This is a genomic window from Cryobacterium sp. AP27, assembly GCF_056680495.1.
Window position 1 is genome coordinate 339,338 of record NZ_CM155285.1, and the last position, 18,240, is coordinate 357,577.

The window sequence follows — 18,240 nt, forward strand, 5'->3', positions numbered from 1 at the left end:
TCCGCCCAGAAGATAGCCTCCGCCATGAATGAAACACCCGCTCCCACAGTCGGGGTCATTGTCGTCGCGGCTGGAAACGGCACGCGGCTCGGCCACTCGCATCCCAAGGCATTCGTGCATCTTCTGGGCCGCACCCTGCTGGAGCACGCGCTCCTCGGCGTCCTGGGCATGTCGGAGCCCGTTCAGGTGATTGTGGTCGCACCGGAGGACCGCCTCGGCGAGGCGCGCGCCGTCGCCGCCGACGCCTCCGCGGCCAGCGCGGCGCGGGGCCCGGTCACGGTGGTCCCCGGCGGGGCAACCCGTCAGCAATCCGTGGACCGCGGACTCGCGGCCCTCGGCGACGACGTCGAAATCGTGCTCGTGCATGACGCAGCGCGCGCCCTCACCCCGTCGGCGCTGTGCGACCGCATCGTGGCCGCCGTGCGTGCCACGTCGGACGGGGCGATCCCCGGACTGCCCGTCATCGACACGATCAAACGCGTCGACGCATCCGCTGCCATTCGGGGCACCGTCGACCGTTCCGAGTTGTCGGCCGTGCAAACGCCGCAGGGCTTCCCGCGCGCCGTTCTCGTGGCGGCCCACGACACGCTCACCGATCAGGCAACGGACGACGCGGCGCTCGTCGCCGCCGCGGGTCACGCCGTGCGCGTGATCGCGGGCTCCCCGCTGGCATTCAAGATCACCACCCCCGACGACCTCGACCGCGCGGAGCAGCTGCTCTCGCCCGCCGCACCTGCCATGGCCGCGCCGCGCATCGGGACCGGCCTCGACGTGCACGCCTTCAGCGACACCGCAGAACTCTGGCTCGCCGGTCTCGAGTGGCCGGGGGAGCGCGGACTCTCCGGTCACAGCGACGGCGATGTGGCCGTGCACGCCGTATGCGATGCCCTGCTCGGCGCAGCAGGCCTCGGCGACATCGGCGGCACCTTCGGCACAGCGGATGCCCGGCTCGCCGGCGCCCACGGCGACGTCTTCCTCATCGAGACCCTGCGACTCGTCACCGAGGCCGGCTTCACGGTCGGCAACGTGTCGGTGCAGATCATCGGCAACCGCCCCCGCTTCGCGCCCCGACGGGCCGAAGCGGAGGCACTGCTCGCCGGCCTGCTTGGGGCACCCGTGAACATCGCGGCGACGACCACGGACGCACTCGGTTTCACCGGTCGCGGCGAGGGTATCGCGGCGACCGCGACGGCCCTGCTCCTGCCGCTCGTCCCGCCCGCTCGGCCGGCCGTCATGCGGCCTGTCCTAAGCTTGGACGTGTGACCATGCGACTCTACGATTCCAAGGCCCAGGCCCTCCGCGACTTCGTTCCCATTGAGGCCGGCAAGGCCGGAATCTACGTGTGCGGACCCACCGTGCAGTCCAGCCCGCACATCGGCCACCTGCGCAGCGCGCTCGTGTACGACCAATTGCGCCGCTGGCTCACCTACCGCGGCCTCGACGTCACCTTCATTCGCAACGTGACCGACATCGACGACAAGATCCTGGTCAACGTGCAGGGCTCGCGGGAGGAGTGGTGGGCTCTCGCCTATCGCTACGAACTCGAGTTCACCGCCGGCTACCAACGTCTCGGAATCCTCGCGCCCACCTACGAACCGCGGGCGACGGCGAGCATCCAGGAGATGCAGAACCTGATCACCCGGCTCATCGACCGCGGCCACGCCTATCCGGCGAAGGATGAGTCCGGTGATGTGTACTTTGAAACGGCCAGTTGGGACGGGTACGGCGACCTCACCCGTCAAGGCCACGGCGACATGGAAGCGGCGGTGGACGCCGATCCGCGCGCCAAACGTGACCCGCGCGACTTCGCCCTGTGGAAGGGCCGCAAGGCCGGCGAACCCGAGTCCGCCGCCTGGGACTCGCCGTGGGGAGCCGGCCGACCGGGCTGGCACATCGAATGCTCCGCCATGGCGGTGCGTTACCTGGGTGCCGCGTTCGACATTCACGGCGGCGGCCTCGACCTGCGCTTCCCGCACCACGAGAACGAACTCGCTCAGTCCACGGCGGCCGGTGACCCGTTTGCGAGCTACTGGATGCACAACGGCCTCGTGCACGTGAACGGCCAGAAGATGAGCAAGTCGCTCGGCAATTCCATTTACGCCGCGGAACTGCTCGACCAGGCCCGCGCCATTGTGGTGCGCTACTACCTCGGTGCCGCTCACTACCGTTCCACCATCGACTATCACGACGGAGCCCTGCTGGAGGCGGAGGCCGCGCTCGAGCGAGTGGAGAGCTTCCTCGACCGTGCCGACCGCCGTCTCGCCGACACGCGATTCGCCGGCTCGGGTGCACTCGTCGTTCCCGTGGAATTCGCCGAGGCCATGGACGACGACCTGGCTGTGCCCCAGGCGCTCGGGGTGTTGCATGACACCGTGCGTGCCGGAAATGCGGCGCTCGACGCCGAAGACCTGCACGCGGCGGCTTCCGCCCGTGGTGAAGTGCTCGCCATGAGCGAAGTTCTCGGAATCAATCCCCTGTCGACCGAATGGTCGGTAGCCACGGATGAGCCCGCCATGGTCGCCCTCACCGCACTCGTTGAGCGCCTGCTCAAGGATCGCGAAACCGCCAGGGAAACCCGCGACTATCAAGCCGCAGACCGTATCCGGGACGAACTCGTCGCCGCCGGAATAACCATCGAAGACACACCCTCGGGTGCCCATTGGAGTTTTGACTGATGAAGAACACAGACCGCAAGGCCCGTACCGGGTCCGTGCGCAAGGGCAGCCGCGGCGGCCAGGTCGGCTCCGGCGGCCAGGGCCGCCAGGCGCTGGAGGGCAAGAAGCCCACGCCCAAGGCCGAAGACCGTCCGTACCACCCCGCCGGCAAGAAGAAGGCCGCCAAGGACCGCTTCGCCGCGTCCGGCGGGTTCGCGTCGCGTCCGGCCAAGGAGACCAGCGAAAACGCACCGCGCGGCGGTGCCCGTAGCTCGAGTCGCGGCGCGCCGCAGACCCCCCGCGGGGGCTCGCAGCCCGGACAGCGCAGCACCGGTAATTCCGGTGGTGGCGGCGCGTCCACCCGCCGTGCCAAGCAGGTCGACGAACACGAAATCGTGACCGGCCGCAACTCGGTCGTTGAGGCGCTCCGCGCCAAGATCCCCGCGACCACGCTGTACATCGCGTCCCGCATCGAAATGGACGAGCGGGTCAAAGAGGTTCTCCTCATGGCCACCAGCCGCAACATCCCCATCCTCGAGGTCATGCGGCCCGAGCTCGACCGGCTGGCCGGACGCGACTCCGTACACCAGGGTGTCGCACTCAAGGTTCCGGCCTACGAGTACGCGCACCCGATGGAGCTGTTGCAGCTCACGATCAGCCGCGGGCACAAGCCGGTATTCGTGGCCCTCGACGGAATCACCGATCCGCGCAACCTGGGTGCGATCATCCGCTCCACTGCGGCATTCGGCGGACACGGTGTCATCGTGCCGCAACGTCGCTCCGTGGGCGTGACAGCTTCGGCCTGGAAGACCTCGGCCGGCGCCGCGGCGCGCACGCCCGTGGCCATGGCCAGCAACCTCACGCAGACGCTCAAGGCGCTCAAGGAACAGGGCGTGTTCGTGCTCGGCCTCGACGGCGACGGCGACGTTCTGCTTCCCGAGCTCGGTCAGGGATTCGCCGAACGTCCGATCGTGATCGTCGTCGGCAGCGAGGGCAAGGGGCTGTCCCGCCTCGTCACCGAGACGTGCGACGCGATCGTCTCCATCCCGATCAGTGCCGCGACCGAGTCGCTCAACGCGGGTATCGCCGTCGGCGTCACCCTGTACGAAGTTTCTCGACTGCGCGCTGCGATCAAGGCCGCGAAGCAGGGCTAGACCCCGCAGGCGCACGACGAAGGGGGTGACGGATGCCGCGGCATCCGTCACCCCCTTCGTCGTGCGCCCCGCCTCGCCGGGGAGCAGCTAGACCTTGAGCTTCCAGTCGGTCGCGTCGTCGGGATCGGTATGGGCATCGTCGGCTTCGTCAGGCTCGTCGTCCGGTGCGGCGTTGGCGCGGATCACCCGGGTAGGCAGCGTGATCGACTCCGTGGCCGGGTCCATCACGGTGGCCTCGTCGCGTCGATGCTGCAGCACGTCGTGCACGTAGGAACTCACGGCCTCGGCCAGGGGAATGTCGCGAGACTGGTTCTGCGCCATGTACCAGCGGTGGTCCAGCATCTGGTGAAATACCTCCGCGCGTTCGAGTTTTCCGCGGAGCTCGGTGGGGATGGCTCGCACGACGGGTTCGAAGACGCGCACCAGCCACTCGTGCGCCACCATGTCCTCGTCCGCTTCGTCCTTGCTGTAGGACGCGCGGTAGGAGTCGAGGTCGTTCAGCAGACGGCGGGCCTGGTTCTCCTCGGCGTCGAGCCCGGTGAGTCGCAGCAGGCGACGCTGGTGGTGGCCGGCGTCGACGACCTTCGGCTGGATGCGCACCTTCGTGCCGTCGGTATCGGTTTTGATCGTCAGTTCTTCGATATCGAAGCCGAGTTCGTTGAGGCGTTCGACGCGCTGGATGATGCGCCAACGTTCGGTGCTTGCGAACGACTCGGATCCGGTGAGTTCCTTCCAGAGCGACCGGTAGGCGGCGACGATCCCGTTGCTCACCCGAATCGGGTCAAGCTCGTCTGCCACGCGGCCGCCCGCTTCCAGGTCCATGAGCTCGCCGGCGATGTTGACTCGCGCAATTTCCAGGTCATTCTCGCGCTGCCCGTTTGACAGGCCGCCCACGTACAGCTGACCCGTTTCGGCGTCGACGAGATACGCGGCGAATGCTCCGGCGTCACGACGGAACAGGGTGTTGGAGAGCGAGACGTCTCCCCAGAAGAAGCCGACCATGTGCACCCGCACGAGCAGCACGGCGAGAGCATCGATGAGTCGCGTGGCGGTGTCCGGGCGCAGGGTGTGCGAGTAGAGGGCACGGTAGGGGAGCGAGAACTTGAGGTGCCGGGTGACCAGCACGGAGTTCAGGGGCTGACCGTCCACATCCGTTCGATTGGTGATCACGGCGACGGGCTCGACGCACGGGACCTCGAGGCCCTGCAGGTTGCGAAGCATGTCGTACTCGCCGCGCGCCATCTCGCTCGTGGTCTCCTTGATGGCCACGACACGGCCGCTGAGGTGAGCGAATCGCACGAGGTGGCGGGAGAGGCCCTTGGGCAGTGAGGCGATGGCGTCGTTGGGCCAGGCGTCCAGCGGGAGCTGCCAGGGCAAGTCCAGAAGGGCCGGGTCGGCGATGGCTGACGTGATGTTGAGGGAACCGCTCATGAAACGAGCCTAACGTTTAGAGAAAAAAGGGCCTCGACCGGCCCAGACAGCGCAGTCCTGCGCCGTCTGAGCCGATCGAGACCCACTGTTCAGACCGAGCCGCGCGGGCCTAGTCGGTTACGGCGCCACCGAGGCGCAGGCCGCTCTCGGAGTCGAACACGTGCAGGTGGTTCGGCGTGGCGGTGAGGTACACCGTCTCGCCGGCCGAGGGGTGCGAGCGACCGTCGACGCGGGCGACGATGTCGGTGCGCTTGCCCTCGATGGTGGAGTGACCGTACAGATACCCGTCGGCGCCGAGCTCCTCGACGAGGTCGACCTCGATCTGCAGGCCCTCGCCGGCCGTGGACGACATCTGGATGTCCTCCGGGCGGATGCCCACGGTGACCTTCTTGCCGACAACGCTGGCAAGGGTTTCGCGCTGAACGGGAATCGTGGCGGTACCGAACTTAACGCCGCCATCGACGGTGTCGGCGAGAAACAGGTTCATCGCCGGGCTGCCGATGAAGCCGGCTACGAACACGTTCTGCGGCTTGGCGTACAGGTCGCGGGGGGAGCCGACCTGCTGCAGAACACCGTCTTTCAGAACGGCGATACGGTCACCCATGGTGAGCGCCTCCGTCTGGTCGTGGGTCACGTAGACCGTGGTGACGCCGAGGCGACGCTGCAGGCTAGCGATCTGCGTGCGGGTCTGCACGCGCAGCTTCGCATCAAGGTTGGACAGGGGCTCATCCATGAGGAACACCTGGGGCTGACGCACGATGGCACGACCCATGGCGACGCGCTGACGCTGACCACCGGAGAGCGCCTTCGGCTTGCGGCTCAGGTACGCCTCCAGGTCGAGCAGCTTGGCGGCCTCGAGAACCCGAGTCGCACGCTCGTCCTTGTTGATTCCGGCGATCTTGAGCGCGAAGCCCATGTTCTCGGCGACGGTCATGTGCGGGTACAGGGCGTAGTTCTGAAAAACCATGGCGATGTCGCGGTCTTTCGGCGGGACATCCGTCACGTTGCGCTCACCGATGAAGATGTTGCCGTCGTTGACCTCTTCGAGACCCGCGAGCATGCGGAGCGAGGTGGACTTTCCGCAACCTGACGGTCCGACGAGGACGAGGAACTCACCGTCAGCGACCTCAAGGTCAAGCTGATCGACAGCGGGGCGAGTGGAACCCGGGTACAGGCGGGTTGCTTTGTCAAAGGTCACTGAAGCCATGGTTTTTAATCTCCTTCACCGGCAGGTACGTGCCGGACGATCCGTTGTGAATAGGATTTTTTGTGTATTCGACGGTCCAAAAAAAACCACCGAACCTTTTCAGTATGGCATATCCGTCCGCGACGCCGCCGGTACAGCCACTTTTGGGGGTGGTGCCCGACGCCCCTGTGGTTTACTCACAGTGCGGGGCCGTATTATTTGCACTGCATCAGCATTGAAACTGGGCACACATTCACTATGCGGAGCGAGCATTTATGACTATTGGCGGAACGAACGACAACCGTCCTTCGAAGAACCAGCGACGTGACGCGGCCAGAGACAAAGCCAGGCAGCTGCGCGCCCTGCAGAAGAAGAAAGACCGCCGCAACAAGATCCTGCTGCAGGGCGGCATCGGTGTCGCCGCCATCGGGATTGTGGTGATTGTGGCCCTCGTCATCATGGGCTCGATCCGTCCGGCCGTTCCCGGCCCGGCGAACATGGCGAGCGACGGACTCCTCCTCGGCGAGGGGCTCACGGCCGTCACGACCACCGCCCTCGAGCCCGACGCGAAGCCCATCGCCTCCGAGCCCGACGCGACGGGCACCGTGGCGAACATTCGGGTGTACGTGGACTACCTGTGCCCGTTCTGCGGCCAGTTCGAGACGACGAACGGTGACCAGATCGCCAAGTGGGTTGAATCGGGAGCCGCGACGGTCGAGATTCACCCGATCGCAATTCTCACCGGCCGTTCCGCGGGAAGCCAGTACTCGCTGCGCGCGGCCAACGCCGCCGCGTGCGTCGCCAACTACTCGCCAGACGACTTCTACGCCTTCAACTCCGCGCTCTTTGAGGACCAGCCGGAGGAAAACACCGTAGGGCGCAGCGACGCCGAGCTCCAGGACGTTGTGACGGCGTCGGGTGTGAGCACGTCCGTGTCGAAGATCAACGCGTGCATCACCGACGAGACGTACAAGTCCTGGGTCATCGCGGCCACAGATCGGGCCACGAGCGGGCCGATCCCGGATTCCGCCATCACCGCCATCGCGGAGACTCCCACCGTGCTGGTGGACGGCAAGCAATACCAGGGCAGCCTGACCGACCCCAAGGAATTCGCGGCCTTCGTGCTGCAGTCCGTCGGCGAGAGCTACTCGACGTCGACACCCACGCCGGCCCCCGCCGGCTGACCGGTGCCACGAGGCGACGAAACGCGATGGTTGTCCGTGGCCCGGTGCGGTGCCGCTAGGATGGATGCTTGAGGTTGAAATGCCTCTTGCCGGCCTGGCGCAATTGGTAGCGCACCACTCTTGTAAAGTGGGGGTTACGAGTTCGAGTCTCGTGGCCGGCCCAGATTCCCGACAGCCGGGTCGACTCCCGCGAATCAGGGAGTCCACCACGGGCGAAGCGGCAGACCACCGCTGCCGTCATCCGGTTTGATCGCCAGCACCTGATGCAGCTGAATCCCACCAGTCTCGAAGGCAAGTCGTGACCCGGCCATATACAGTCCCCACACCTTCGCGGTCTGCAGCCCGACGTCGTCGACCGCTTCATCCCAGTGCTCCACCAGATTGGTGCACCAGTCGCGCAGGGTCAACGCGTAGTGGTGACGGAGGTTCTCCTCATGCAGCACCTCCAACCCGACGTCCTGTGCCACACCGATGATGCGGCCGGAGCCGGTGAGTTCCCCGTCAGGGAAGACATAGCGGTCGATGAACCCGCGGGTCGCGGGCCGGGACTGGTTGTCCGGCCGGGTGATGCAGTGGTTCAGCAGCAGCCCGCCGGGGCGCATCCTGGATTGCAGAAATTGGAAGTACGACGCATAATTGCGCACCCCGATGTGCTCGAGCAGCCCGATCGATGAGACGGCGTCGAAGCCGGTCTCCACGATGTCCCGGTAGTCGCCGAAACGTACCTCGGCCAGGGCGCCGAGTTCTTCGTCGGCGATTTTGCCCTGCGCCCACACGGCTTGCTGTTCCGACAGCGTCACCCCCGTGGCGGTGACGCCGCGACGGGCGGCGTAGCGCACCATGCCGCCCCAGCCGCACCCGACATCGAGCAGACGATCGCCCGGCTTCAGCCGCAGCTTCTCGAATACCAGCCGGTACTTGTTCTGCTGCGCCTCGTCCAGTGATGCGTCGAGCCGCGGGTAGCACGCGCAGGTGTATGTCATCGACGGCCCCAGTACCCACTCGTAGAAGGTGTTCGACACGTCGTAGTGGTGGTGGATTGCTTCGGCGTCGCGGGTCTTCCCATGCCGCAGTCCTCCGGCGACGCGGCGCCATCGTGGCGGCACCTCCTGCGGCGGCGGTGAGATCGGGCCTAGGTGCGTGATGCCGATGGAGCGGATGATGTTGGCGGCCACTCGAGGCGCTGGCAGCGTGAAGATTAGATCGCCGGTGAGCGACTTGAGGAGTTCGTAGGGGTCGCCCGGGTGCACGCCATGGATCTCGAGGTCACCGGCGATGTAGGCGCGGGCCATGCCCAAATCGCCGCGTCCGGTGGCCAGATAGGTGGTGCCTCGCGGCGTCTTCAGCTCCAGGCCGAAGGGTGCGTCGCGCGGACCGGCGCAACTCCCGTCGTATGCGGTGAACCTGAGCGGGAGGCGCCCGCCGGCAAGGATCTCGAGGATCTCCGCGAGAGAGAGCTTCCCCGGTGCCCCCAGCCGACCCGTCGTTTCCGCCTTCTCCGGCGAATGTTCCTGAAACGTTGTCATCGTCGTTGCACCGCCTTTTCATAAAGGTCGAGGAGACGTGCGTCGGGGTCATATCGTGTCTTCACGCGCCGATAAGCCTCGCCGCCGTAGAGTTCCGCGAACTGCGTGGGGGAGTAGTAGGAGTCGGAATAGAGCGACTTGTGTCCGTGGACGTCGCTGACCTTGCCTTCGATCAGCCGGTTTGTCTGCCCTTCGGCCGATCCCGCCGGCACCGTGGACCAGAACCCGACGTTGACGTAGGTCTGTTGGGGCCGGAGCGGGTAGAGCGGCCATCCGTCGCCCCGCAACCGCAGCGGGCACAACCAGATGGGCTCGATCGGCACGGTGGCGAGGAACCAGTCCAGGAATTCCGCGCACCCTTCGATCGGCACCTCGACGTCCTGCACGACGCGTTCGCGTGCCGGGCGGCCGCCTAGCCGTTCGATGCGGTCTCCGATATGGAATCTCTGTTCGTAGCGCATCAGCTTCGAGTAGACGCTGCTGCGCCGAAGCGTGCGCGGCCAGATTCGCCGGATCCGCGGATGCTGCGCACCGAACGCTTCTGAGCACCAAAACCAGTCGGTGTCCCACCGCCACAGGTAGTCGTGAATGGTGAGCCGGTCCTGCTTGACACCGTCACCATGCTGGATGGAGCGGTAGTAGATCTGTTGTCCGGTGTAGTCGCTCACCGGGCCGGGTGCCGCGGTCTGCGTGCCAACGCAGAGGTAGCTTTCCTCGGCGCTGAACACCACACCGTCGAGGTAATCCACGCGGGCACCGTCCGCCACGCCCGTCTTGATGATGCCGTCCATCGAAGCGACCAGGTCGGTGAGCGAGTGGAATCGTAGGTGCCTGAGCGCAACGAACGGTTCGACCGGCTCCAACTCGATTCGCAGGCGCACCGCGTAGCCGAGGGTGCCGTACGAGTTGGGGAAGGCGCGGTAGAGGTCCGCGTGTTCGGTGGGCGAAGCGGTGAGCAGCTCTCCCGCCCCCGTGAGGACGTCCATCTCCAGCACCGACTCGTGCGGCATACCGTTTCGGAAGGACGTCGACTCGATCCCGAGGCCGGTGACCGCGCCGCCGAGGGTGATCGTCCTCAGCTGCGGCACCACGAGCGGCACCAACCCGAGGGGGAGCGTCGTGGCGACGAGATCCTCGTAGGTGCACATGCCGTCCACGTCCGCGGTCAGTGCCTCCCGGTCGACCACGATGACGCCCACCAGTCCCGACGTGTCGAGGCCCCTGACTTTCGGCTTGGCACGTGATCGGAACAGATTCGAGGTGGGCTTGGCAAGACGAACGGATGCCGTCGGCGGGACCGCCCGGTAGCTCGCCAGGAGGCGCTCTACGCCGGCGGCGTGAGCGGTCAGTGCGTCGATCGCGGGAGGGGACACGCGTCCAAGCTAGTCCTCGATCACGGGGACCGCATCGGCGGGCCCCGACCAAATATCGAAGGTGTCGTGCACTCCTGCGACGTCGCCCGCCGGTCGGCGTGTTCCGGCACGTGCCGGTCTGCTCCGTGCCGCTTCCGAACGGGGCAGGCTGGCGCTGACCACGGTTCCCCCGCCGGGGCGCGCACTGATGTCCAATTCCCCGCCGACTTCACGCATGGTGTCTCTCATCATCCGAAGCCCGAGGTGTCCCTCCGGAGCCCCCGCTGATTGATCGAACCCTCGTCCGTCATCGCTGATGCGCAGCAGTGATCGGTTTCCGTCGGCAACGAGGGTGCACTCCACGGTGCGCGCAGCGGAGTGCTTGAGAATGTTGGCCAGCACCTCCCGGGCCACCCGGTAGAGAACGGCGGATTCCTCGCGGCTCAGGTCATACTTTTCCGGCAGGGTGAGGGTCACGTTGATGCCCCGCTCGCGCAGCGGGTCGGCGATCCGGGACAGGGCAACCGGGAACCCGAGCCCGTCGAGGTCGAGCGTGTACAACTCGGTGGTCATCGCCCGCAAAGTGCGAACGTTTTGCTGGAGGAGACCGAGCGCGCGGGTGAACAAGGGGAGCTGGTCCGAGTTTCCGCGACTGATCTCAGACTCCATCGCGTAGGAGAGACCAGCGAGGTCCTGGATGACGTCGTCGTGCAGATCTCGTGCGATCCGACGTCGTTCCTGGGCCGACGCATCGATGGTCCGCTGGAGGAGGCGTCGCCTTGCCGCCTGGCCGGCCTGGATCCTCCGTGCCAGCCGCACGGCCGGTACCAGCTGGGCAAGCTGAAGCACCCCCAGTGCCAGCAGGAAGGCCGGGGCCATGTCGAGCAGAACGGCGGTTTGCTCCTCGCGAACGATGTCGTCGTCGAAGTAGGCCTCGAAGACGAGGGGAGCTCCCTCGGGGGCGAACGACCCCACGTAGACCTCGACCATGTCGCCGGACAGAGGCTGGAACGCATGCTCCGATCCGGTCGAGTTCCCAATCTCGCTGACTCCCGGACCGCCGATCAGAAGCGCCGGCCCTCCTTGCGGGAGCTCATAGCGCTTCCCGATCAACTCCGATACATCCGAATAGACAATTCTGCCGTCCGCGTCCCAGACTTTGATGCGCAGCACTGTGCCCTTGTCCACCCAGGGAGCGAGTCGCTCGTCCAGAATGCGCAGTGCCGACGGTTCCCCGTCCAGAAGCTGACCGGTGATCATCGGGGCAAGCGCATAGTCGGCCAGTCGCTGCGTCACGAGGATGACGTTGCTCAGGGCATGGGCCTCGGCCTGGGCGCGGACCCACAGCGCTGCGGGTGTGCCGACGAGGACGAGAGCGACGAACCCCGCGAGCAGGAATCGACCGACGGCGGACCGGACTTCGGACCGTTCCTCGGACGCGTGGTCGTGTTTGGGTCTCTCCATCGGGCGATCCGCCGGCCTAGGCATCCCGCCTCATGTCGAGTAGATCGAGCTTGCGCGCCGCGACCACGGCTTCCAGCTGCGTGTGGGCACCGAGCTTGGCGAGTATGGACTTGACGTAGCCGCGGCAGGTGTTCTGCGAAATCCCGAGCGTCCTCGCGTTCGAACCGACGTCGTAGCCCTCCGCCATGAGTTGCAGCACCGCCCGTTCGCGTTGGGTGAGGGACGGGCTCCACACGTCCTCCCTCTTGGACACATGCACCTCGCCGAGTTGCGCTACCAGGGAGGGGCGCACCATCATCGCCCCAATCCGTGCGTGCCGGAGGGCGTCAAGCAGCGCCGCGAGGGAACCGTCCTTGGGCAGAAAAGCGCATATGCCTGTCGCAGCGGCCCGCATCAACGATTCAGGGGTCGGGTCGCCCGTCAACAGCACAATCCGGGTATCGGGGGCCTGCTCCAGAATGCGTACGGCCGCCGAGATGCCGTCGCCGTCCGGCAGGTGATAATCCATGATCACGACGTCGGGCCTGAGCGCCATGGCCTGCTCGAAACCGGTCTCGGCGTTGCCGGCGAAACCCACGCTCCGGAGGTCCGGCTCGCGATCCAGCGCCCCGGCCAATAGCTCCGTGAACGTTGTATGGTCATCGATAATCAGTACGCGCACAGCGCGCCTCGGAAGCTCCGACGTGACACTCGGGTCTTCGACGTCCGGGGCAACTTCGGGTTCGCCCATTGACTGTCCTCTAGTCCGACCATGGATGATGTTCGAAGTATGTCGGAGATTAGCCTTTCTGGATAGGTGCAGTTGTGTCATCACACACCACGGCGACCCGCGAGCGCTCAGATAATGCGAACAGACGTCGCTACGGGACATCGAAGGCGTCGATGTCGAGGCTTCCGGTGGTACCGAGCCCGTGTGCGGTGCCGTCGAAGTAGACGGACCAGACGCCCGCGTTGTAGTAGATGACGTCTTCGTCCTGGACGGCGCCGAGGACCGGTACGGTCGTGTTCGTTGCGCTGAACGATAGGTAGAAGTGGGTGTCATCGATTCGGACGAAGCCGTCGACGTTGGCGTTGCCGGGCAGGTTGTAGGGCGCGGTGCTGGCGTCGATCACCCTGGCGTAGGCGGTGCCGTTCCAGCTGTAGATGTCGGCATCGTCGGCGGTGCCTGTCACTCCGGGCGGGTTCGTGTTGCCCAGCGTGGAGAAGTACAGGGTGGTCCCGGCGACGTTGATCGCGTCGAGGTCGAGGTTGTTGTTGCCGCCCAGACCGTGCGTGCTGCCGTCGAAGAACAGTGACCAGGAGGTGCCGTTGTAGTAGACGACGTCCTCGTCCTGTACGTTGCCGATGCCTGGCACGTTCACCTGGCCGGTGAAGGAGAGGTAGAACTGGGTGGCGTTGACGCGGTCGAAGCCGTCGACGTTGGCATTGCCCGGCAGGCCATAGGGCGTCACGCTGACGTCGATTGCCCGGCTGTGGGCGGTGCCGTTCCAGCTGTAGATGTCGGCGTCGTCGGCGTTGGCTATCACGCCGGGCGGGTTGGCGTTCCCGAACGTCGAGTAGACCAGCGGCGCCGTCACCTGGAGCACGGTGGAGGCGTTCACGCTCCAGTTGCCGGCTGCGTCACGCGCTCGCACGGTGAGGGTGTAGGTGCCTTCGTTCCAGTTGCGGACGTCGATCAGAGGTGAGGACAGGTTCCAGGGGCCGGTCCCGGTGACGGTCATCGGTGTGGCGTTGCCGAGACCGGGGTCGGTGCCGGTGAACCACTCGGCGCGGGTGATGGCCGTGACGTTGTCCGTCGCCTGCGCGGTCAGGTTCACCGAGGTGGAACCCTGGGTCGGGTTGGGGGCAGCGCTGACGACGCCGGCCACCGGCTTGATCTTGTCGATCAGCAGGGCCGTGGTCGCGGTGGCGCCCCAGTTGCCCGCCGCGTCCTTGGCGTGGACATAAATCGTATGACTCCCATTCACGAGGGCATTCACCGTCGCCGCCGGGATCGTGGCATCCAGGCCGGCGATGGATGCGGCGGAGGCGACGCTCATCGCCGTTCCAGCCCCGTCGACGCCGAGGGTATCGGTGAAGTACTCGGCCGCCGCGATGGCGGAGTCCCCGGTAGCGGTGTCGTCACCGGTGGCATGCAGAGCAGTGTCCGTCGCACCGTTGGTGGAGCTCGGGGTCAGGGTCGGGGACGTCGTCGTCGGCCCGGTGAAGTCGCCGGCGCTGGTTGCCGTGGTTGTCAGCGTTGCGGAAGCAGTCCGGCTCGTGGCGCCGCTGGCGGCGGTGACCGTCAGGGCGTACGTGCCGACAGGAACCGACGCCGACGTGGTGATCATCAGTTGGGACGTGCCGGAGCTCCCGGTCAGGACCGATGGGGTGAATGTCCAGTCCGCCTGCGCCGCACCCAGGCCGGACAACGACAAGGATATGTCGCCGCTGAATCCGTACGACCGTATGACCTGGACTGCGTAGGTCGTGCTCCCCCCGACGACCGAACTCGACACCGCCGGGGTGAGGTCGACTCCGAAGTCCCGTTGTGCCAGAATCCACTGGTAGGCGGCCGGCACGCTGAGCCGGCCGTTGCCATACACGGGGTCCGGACCGCTGGGGCCGAGATCAAGGGCCGTGCCGGTGAGTGCGGCCTGCGCCTGATCGACGGAAAGCCCCGGGACGGCGCCGAGCAGCAGCGCCAGCGCTCCGGTGGCCTGCGGAGCGGACATGGACGTGCCAGAGGCCGTCTGGTACAGACCGTACCGATCGGTGGTACGGATGTTGACGCCTGGCGCAACCAGATCCGGGAAGACCCGGGTGCGCGCCCCGCAGGTGGAGGGACCTCGGCTGCTTGCGGAGTAGACCACATCGGTGCCGGTGACCGCGCCCACGGCCACGGCTTCCGGGTAGTTGGCCGGACTGACGCTGGTCGAACCAGCGGAACCGTAGTTGCCGGCGGCGAAGACGGGCAGAATCCCGGCCGCGCGCAACGCCTGCAGGTCGAGCTGGAACGACAGGTCGCAGCCGGGACCGGCGCCGATCGACCAGGACCCGTTGACGAGCTGGGGAGCGTCTGGCGTATTCGGATCACCGTCGGGGTCGAGCACCCATTGGAAGGCTTGATGAATCGCCGTCGCGGTTGCCAGGCCCCGATCGTTGAAGATCTTGGCGGCGATCCACGTGGCACCGGGCGCCATCCCGATATTCGAGCCGCCGGCGTCTCCGCCGACGATTGCGCCGGTCGTCGCTGTACCGTGACCGGAGAGGTCGGTCGGTGTTGTGGGATGCTCACCGTAAGGGTCGTACCAGCTGTCTGTGCCGCCCCGCCAACGGCCGGCGAGGTCCGGATGCGACACGTCAACGCCGCTGTCCAGGCTGGCAACGACCACGCCCTGACCCGTCAAGCCCAGATCCCACAGGGCCGGGGCGCTGACCTGGGCGATGCTCGGTTCCGGGTTCGCCACCGCAGGGACCACGGAGATCTGCTCGGGGGTGACGCTCGCGACGTCCGGGCGCGCCGCCAGGTCCCGGATGACGTCTGCGGTGGCCGTCACCGAGATGCCGTTGATGACCCAGAGAGGTGTGGTCCCGGCGACCTTGCCCTGGGCCGCCCGGGCGCGCAACACAGCTCGGATCGGCACCTGAGAGGCGTTTGCCTTCGCCCTCAGTGCCAGGATCGTTCCCTTCAGACGAGCCGCACGGGTAGCGCCGGGAACTCGTTTCAGGTCGGTCTGGTCGCGCAAGATCACGACCACCGTCGTCATTTCGCTGGAAGGGAGAGACGCAAGGATCGACTGAACGCCGGAAGTCATGCCGCCGGCTTTCGATGGCGTGGTGGTTCGGGCCGACGCCGCCGGGGCGAGACCGACCACCAGCAGGGCGACCAACGCGGTCACGGCGAGGATCCTTCTCATCGTTGACTCTCTCTCTTTCCGCTCAGGGCCATTTCGGGGCGGTGCAGCGCTAGCCGCATGACGCTTTCGCGACGTCGGCGGACCACGCCCACGGCAGCGAGCAGTGCGGCCACCAGCAGGATGGCCAAACCGGTCGTGACGACCTCCAGGGGGCGGATGTCGTCGGCACTCGGGGCGGGCACGGTCCATTCGATCTGCGTGACCGCGTCCGGAAGGCCGTCCCGTTGCAGGGACACGGACGCCGTCCAGGCGCCGGGAGTCGGATTCGCCGTCTCAGTTTCATAGCGGCCCGGCTCGACTCGCTCCAGGGACATGTTCGCTGTCGCCCCCGGGGGGCCCACGAGGGCGATCGAGACCGCACGGACGGGTGCCTGTTCCAGCTTGACGATCGAACGCGCCCGAACGATCACCCGGCTCTGATCATCCCCGGCCCCCACCTGCTCGAAGGTGACGAAAAGACCATCGACGGTGGCCGTGTGCAGGGCGGTCTGCCTCGTCGATGTGGCAATCTCCGTGGCCGTGGGAACCGAGGTGAGCAGACTCGCGGTCCCGATCGCGATCATCAGGACAAGGACCTCCGCGACCGCGACGGTGGTGAATCGACGCAACGGCAACGGCAACGGCACCGGCGTCCAACCCACGGGCCGGCCCAGAAGACGTGCCGCCGCCGCTCCCAGACGAGGGTTGACGAGGAGCATGTTGACACCCGCCAGGATCAGCGCCACGAGGAACAGCCCAAGCTTTCCGGCGGCGGCGGTGCCGTAGACGGTCGAGCCGACCGACCGCAAGTCAGGGATGTGTCGCCCCGTTTCGTACAGTCCCGTCGCCAGTACGACCACGGCCGCTGTCGCCGCCATCGGGCTGAATGCCCGCCACGCGGACGCGAGAAGTGGACCGCGAAGGACCGGGTGCTCCCGCATCACGGGAATCAGGCAGACGGCAAGGATGAGGAGGCCGCCGACCCAGATACCCGCGGCGGCGAGGTGGGCGGCGGAGACCGTTGCGGCCAGCGCGGACCGGCTGGGCAACGTGGAAGCATGGCCGGCCCACGACTCCAGGAACACCACAGCCACCAGGGCGACGGCGGTGATCATCACCCTCCGGCCGGCGCCGCTGGAACGGGCCGCCCCGAACAGCGCGACGGCCACGATCACGAGCGCGATTTCGCGCGCAAGCCACAGGTGGCCCCATGGCGTGCCGGTCAGGGTGGCCCATGTCGCGTCGAACCAGGCTGCGAGCCCGCGCCCGTCGCGCTGCATGAGCAGAAACGGGGTGGCTGCCCCCGAGATGACCGCGACGCCGGCCGCCCGCGCCCCGATCCCAATCGAGCGCCGACGGGGAGCGATCCCCAGCTCACCCATCGAACCGAAGACACGGCCGGAGACGGCCAGTGCCCCGATCACCAGCATGATCGCCGTCAGATCGATCCAGCGCAGCAACAATCCGGGAGCATCCGGGATTCCCTGTGCTTCCGCCGCGACACCGGAGGGGCGGGTCCCGACGCCGAATAACACCGATCCGCTGGACGTGTGACCGTCTTCGGTGGAGAGTACTCTCCAGTCCAGTAGATAGGTCGCCTTCGCCAGAGGTGGCGTTGCGATCTGGACAACACCTCCGTGGTCCGTTGCCGACACGGACGTCGTCACGGCCACGATCACCCCGTCGGAGGTTTGCAGATCGAAGGTGCTGGCGCTTTCGGCGATGGCTTCCGTGAACCAGAGGGTGAGGGCGGATTTGCCCACGGCGACCATCCCGCCGGCGGGAGGATCGGAGCGCTCGAGCCCACCGTGGGCCCACGCCGGCGATGCCCCGGACAGGAGTACGACGAAGACGGCGATCACGATCGCGGTCACGCGGCTCCCGCCCCGGAGCCGGCGGCGGTTCATCCCTGGGCCACAATGTGCTCGAGCCTCACATCACCCATCACCAGGGTGACCTGTGATCCGGGACGAATGGCGTTGTGGGCGTTGGCGAACAAGAAGAAGTACGTTCCCCCCAACTGGGGATCGGCCCCGTGGTGGGGCCTGGAGATGACCATGGTCGCCCCGGAGTCCTCCACGACAACGATGGGAAGCAGGGCGGTGTCGTGAACCATCCGGTCGGCTTTGTCGGGGTCGACGACCTGATACCGGAACTCGATCAGCCCACCCGCCGCCGTCACCCCGATGAGGTTGACGTCGATTCCGTAGCGAGCCGCCATACCCTCGGCCGTGACCAGTGTGGTCCCCGCGCGAACGTCGGTCTTCTGATCCGGCCACCAGGCGCGAGCGGTCCCCGCCCCGAGAAGCAGGATGGCAACCACCCCGATTGCGACCCATCTGCCGCGGTTGGGCCGTTTCTTCACCGCTTCGGTGTTCAACTCGCGCGGGGTATCGGTGATCATGGTGTCG

The 18,240-nt window shown here is 66.7% G+C and carries 13 protein-coding genes and 1 tRNA gene; 5 read left to right on the forward strand and 9 right to left on the reverse strand.

Annotated features, from left to right (window positions below; translation table 11 throughout):
- Positions 1-24 precede the first annotated feature (24 nt).
- Genes ispD through rlmB form a run of 3 tightly spaced genes read left to right on the forward strand, consistent with a single transcriptional unit; the run spans position 25 to position 3,808 of the window.
- A complete protein-coding gene (gene ispD / locus AC1MB9_RS01675) occupies positions 25-1,263 on the forward strand; it encodes a 2-C-methyl-D-erythritol 4-phosphate cytidylyltransferase (protein WP_479963311.1) in 1,239 nt (412 codons plus the stop codon).
- Positions 1,260-2,675, forward strand: a complete 1,416-nt coding sequence (gene cysS / locus AC1MB9_RS01680; RefSeq protein ID WP_479963312.1) for a cysteine--tRNA ligase — start codon at positions 1,260-1,262, stop codon at positions 2,673-2,675. The genes ispD and cysS overlap by 4 nt, the downstream gene beginning before the upstream one ends.
- The gene (gene rlmB, locus AC1MB9_RS01685) at positions 2,675-3,808 is read left to right on the forward strand and encodes a 23S rRNA (guanosine(2251)-2'-O)-methyltransferase RlmB (RefSeq protein ID WP_479963313.1); all 1,134 of its coding nucleotides are present in this window, start codon (positions 2,675-2,677) and stop codon (positions 3,806-3,808) included. The genes cysS and rlmB overlap by 1 nt, the downstream gene beginning before the upstream one ends.
- A gap of 87 nt (positions 3,809-3,895) precedes the next feature.
- Here rlmB and AC1MB9_RS01690 read toward each other — a convergent pair whose 3' ends face one another.
- Both AC1MB9_RS01690 and AC1MB9_RS01695 read right to left on the reverse strand, forming a co-directional pair.
- The gene (locus AC1MB9_RS01690) at positions 3,896-5,239 is read right to left on the reverse strand and encodes a DUF4032 domain-containing protein (protein ID WP_479963314.1); all 1,344 of its coding nucleotides are present in this window, start codon (positions 5,237-5,239) and stop codon (positions 3,896-3,898) included.
- 109 nt (positions 5,240-5,348) lie between these two features.
- The gene (locus tag AC1MB9_RS01695) at positions 5,349-6,446 is read right to left on the reverse strand and encodes an ABC transporter ATP-binding protein (RefSeq protein ID WP_479963315.1); all 1,098 of its coding nucleotides are present in this window, start codon (positions 6,444-6,446) and stop codon (positions 5,349-5,351) included.
- Between the two features lie 254 nt (positions 6,447-6,700).
- Here AC1MB9_RS01695 and AC1MB9_RS01700 point away from each other — a divergent pair, with 254 nt between their 5' ends.
- Both AC1MB9_RS01700 and AC1MB9_RS01705 read left to right on the forward strand, forming a co-directional pair.
- On the forward strand, positions 6,701-7,609 hold the full coding sequence (locus AC1MB9_RS01700; protein ID WP_479963316.1) for a DsbA family protein: 909 nt from the start codon (positions 6,701-6,703) through the stop codon (positions 7,607-7,609).
- Between the two features lie 88 nt (positions 7,610-7,697).
- Positions 7,698-7,770: transfer RNA gene (locus AC1MB9_RS01705), tRNA-Thr, on the forward strand.
- A gap of 33 nt (positions 7,771-7,803) precedes the next feature.
- On the opposite strand, the gene AC1MB9_RS01710 is transcribed toward AC1MB9_RS01705, so the two are convergent.
- The 7 genes from AC1MB9_RS01710 to AC1MB9_RS01740 form a co-directional block, all read right to left on the reverse strand.
- Positions 7,804-9,135 carry a class I SAM-dependent methyltransferase gene (locus tag AC1MB9_RS01710; RefSeq protein WP_479963317.1) on the reverse strand — a complete coding sequence of 444 codons (1,332 nt, stop codon included), beginning with the start codon at positions 9,133-9,135 and terminating at the stop codon, positions 7,804-7,806.
- Positions 9,132-10,508: an FAD-binding oxidoreductase gene (locus AC1MB9_RS01715; protein ID WP_479963318.1), complete on the reverse strand. Its 1,377-nt coding sequence runs from the start codon at positions 10,506-10,508 to the stop codon at positions 9,132-9,134. The genes AC1MB9_RS01710 and AC1MB9_RS01715 overlap by 4 nt, the downstream gene beginning before the upstream one ends.
- A 9-nt stretch (positions 10,509-10,517) precedes the next feature.
- Positions 10,518-11,951, reverse strand: coding sequence for a sensor histidine kinase (locus tag AC1MB9_RS01720; RefSeq protein WP_479963319.1), 1,434 nt, complete (start codon positions 11,949-11,951; stop codon positions 10,518-10,520).
- A 16-nt stretch (positions 11,952-11,967) separates the two neighbouring features.
- Positions 11,968-12,681: a response regulator gene (locus AC1MB9_RS01725; protein WP_479963320.1), complete on the reverse strand. Its 714-nt coding sequence runs from the start codon at positions 12,679-12,681 to the stop codon at positions 11,968-11,970.
- A 130-nt stretch (positions 12,682-12,811) separates the two neighbouring features.
- A complete protein-coding gene (locus AC1MB9_RS01730; protein WP_479963321.1) occupies positions 12,812-15,832 on the reverse strand; it encodes a S8 family serine peptidase in 3,021 nt (1,006 codons plus the stop codon).
- A 14-nt stretch (positions 15,833-15,846) separates the two neighbouring features.
- Positions 15,847-17,703 carry a copper resistance CopC/CopD family protein gene (locus tag AC1MB9_RS01735; protein WP_479963322.1) on the reverse strand — a complete coding sequence of 619 codons (1,857 nt, stop codon included), beginning with the start codon at positions 17,701-17,703 and terminating at the stop codon, positions 15,847-15,849.
- A 29-nt stretch (positions 17,704-17,732) separates the two neighbouring features.
- Entirely contained in the window at positions 17,733-18,233 is a 501-nt protein-coding gene (locus AC1MB9_RS01740; protein ID WP_479963323.1) for a hypothetical protein, read from the reverse strand.
- Positions 18,234-18,240: the final 7 nt, after the last annotated feature.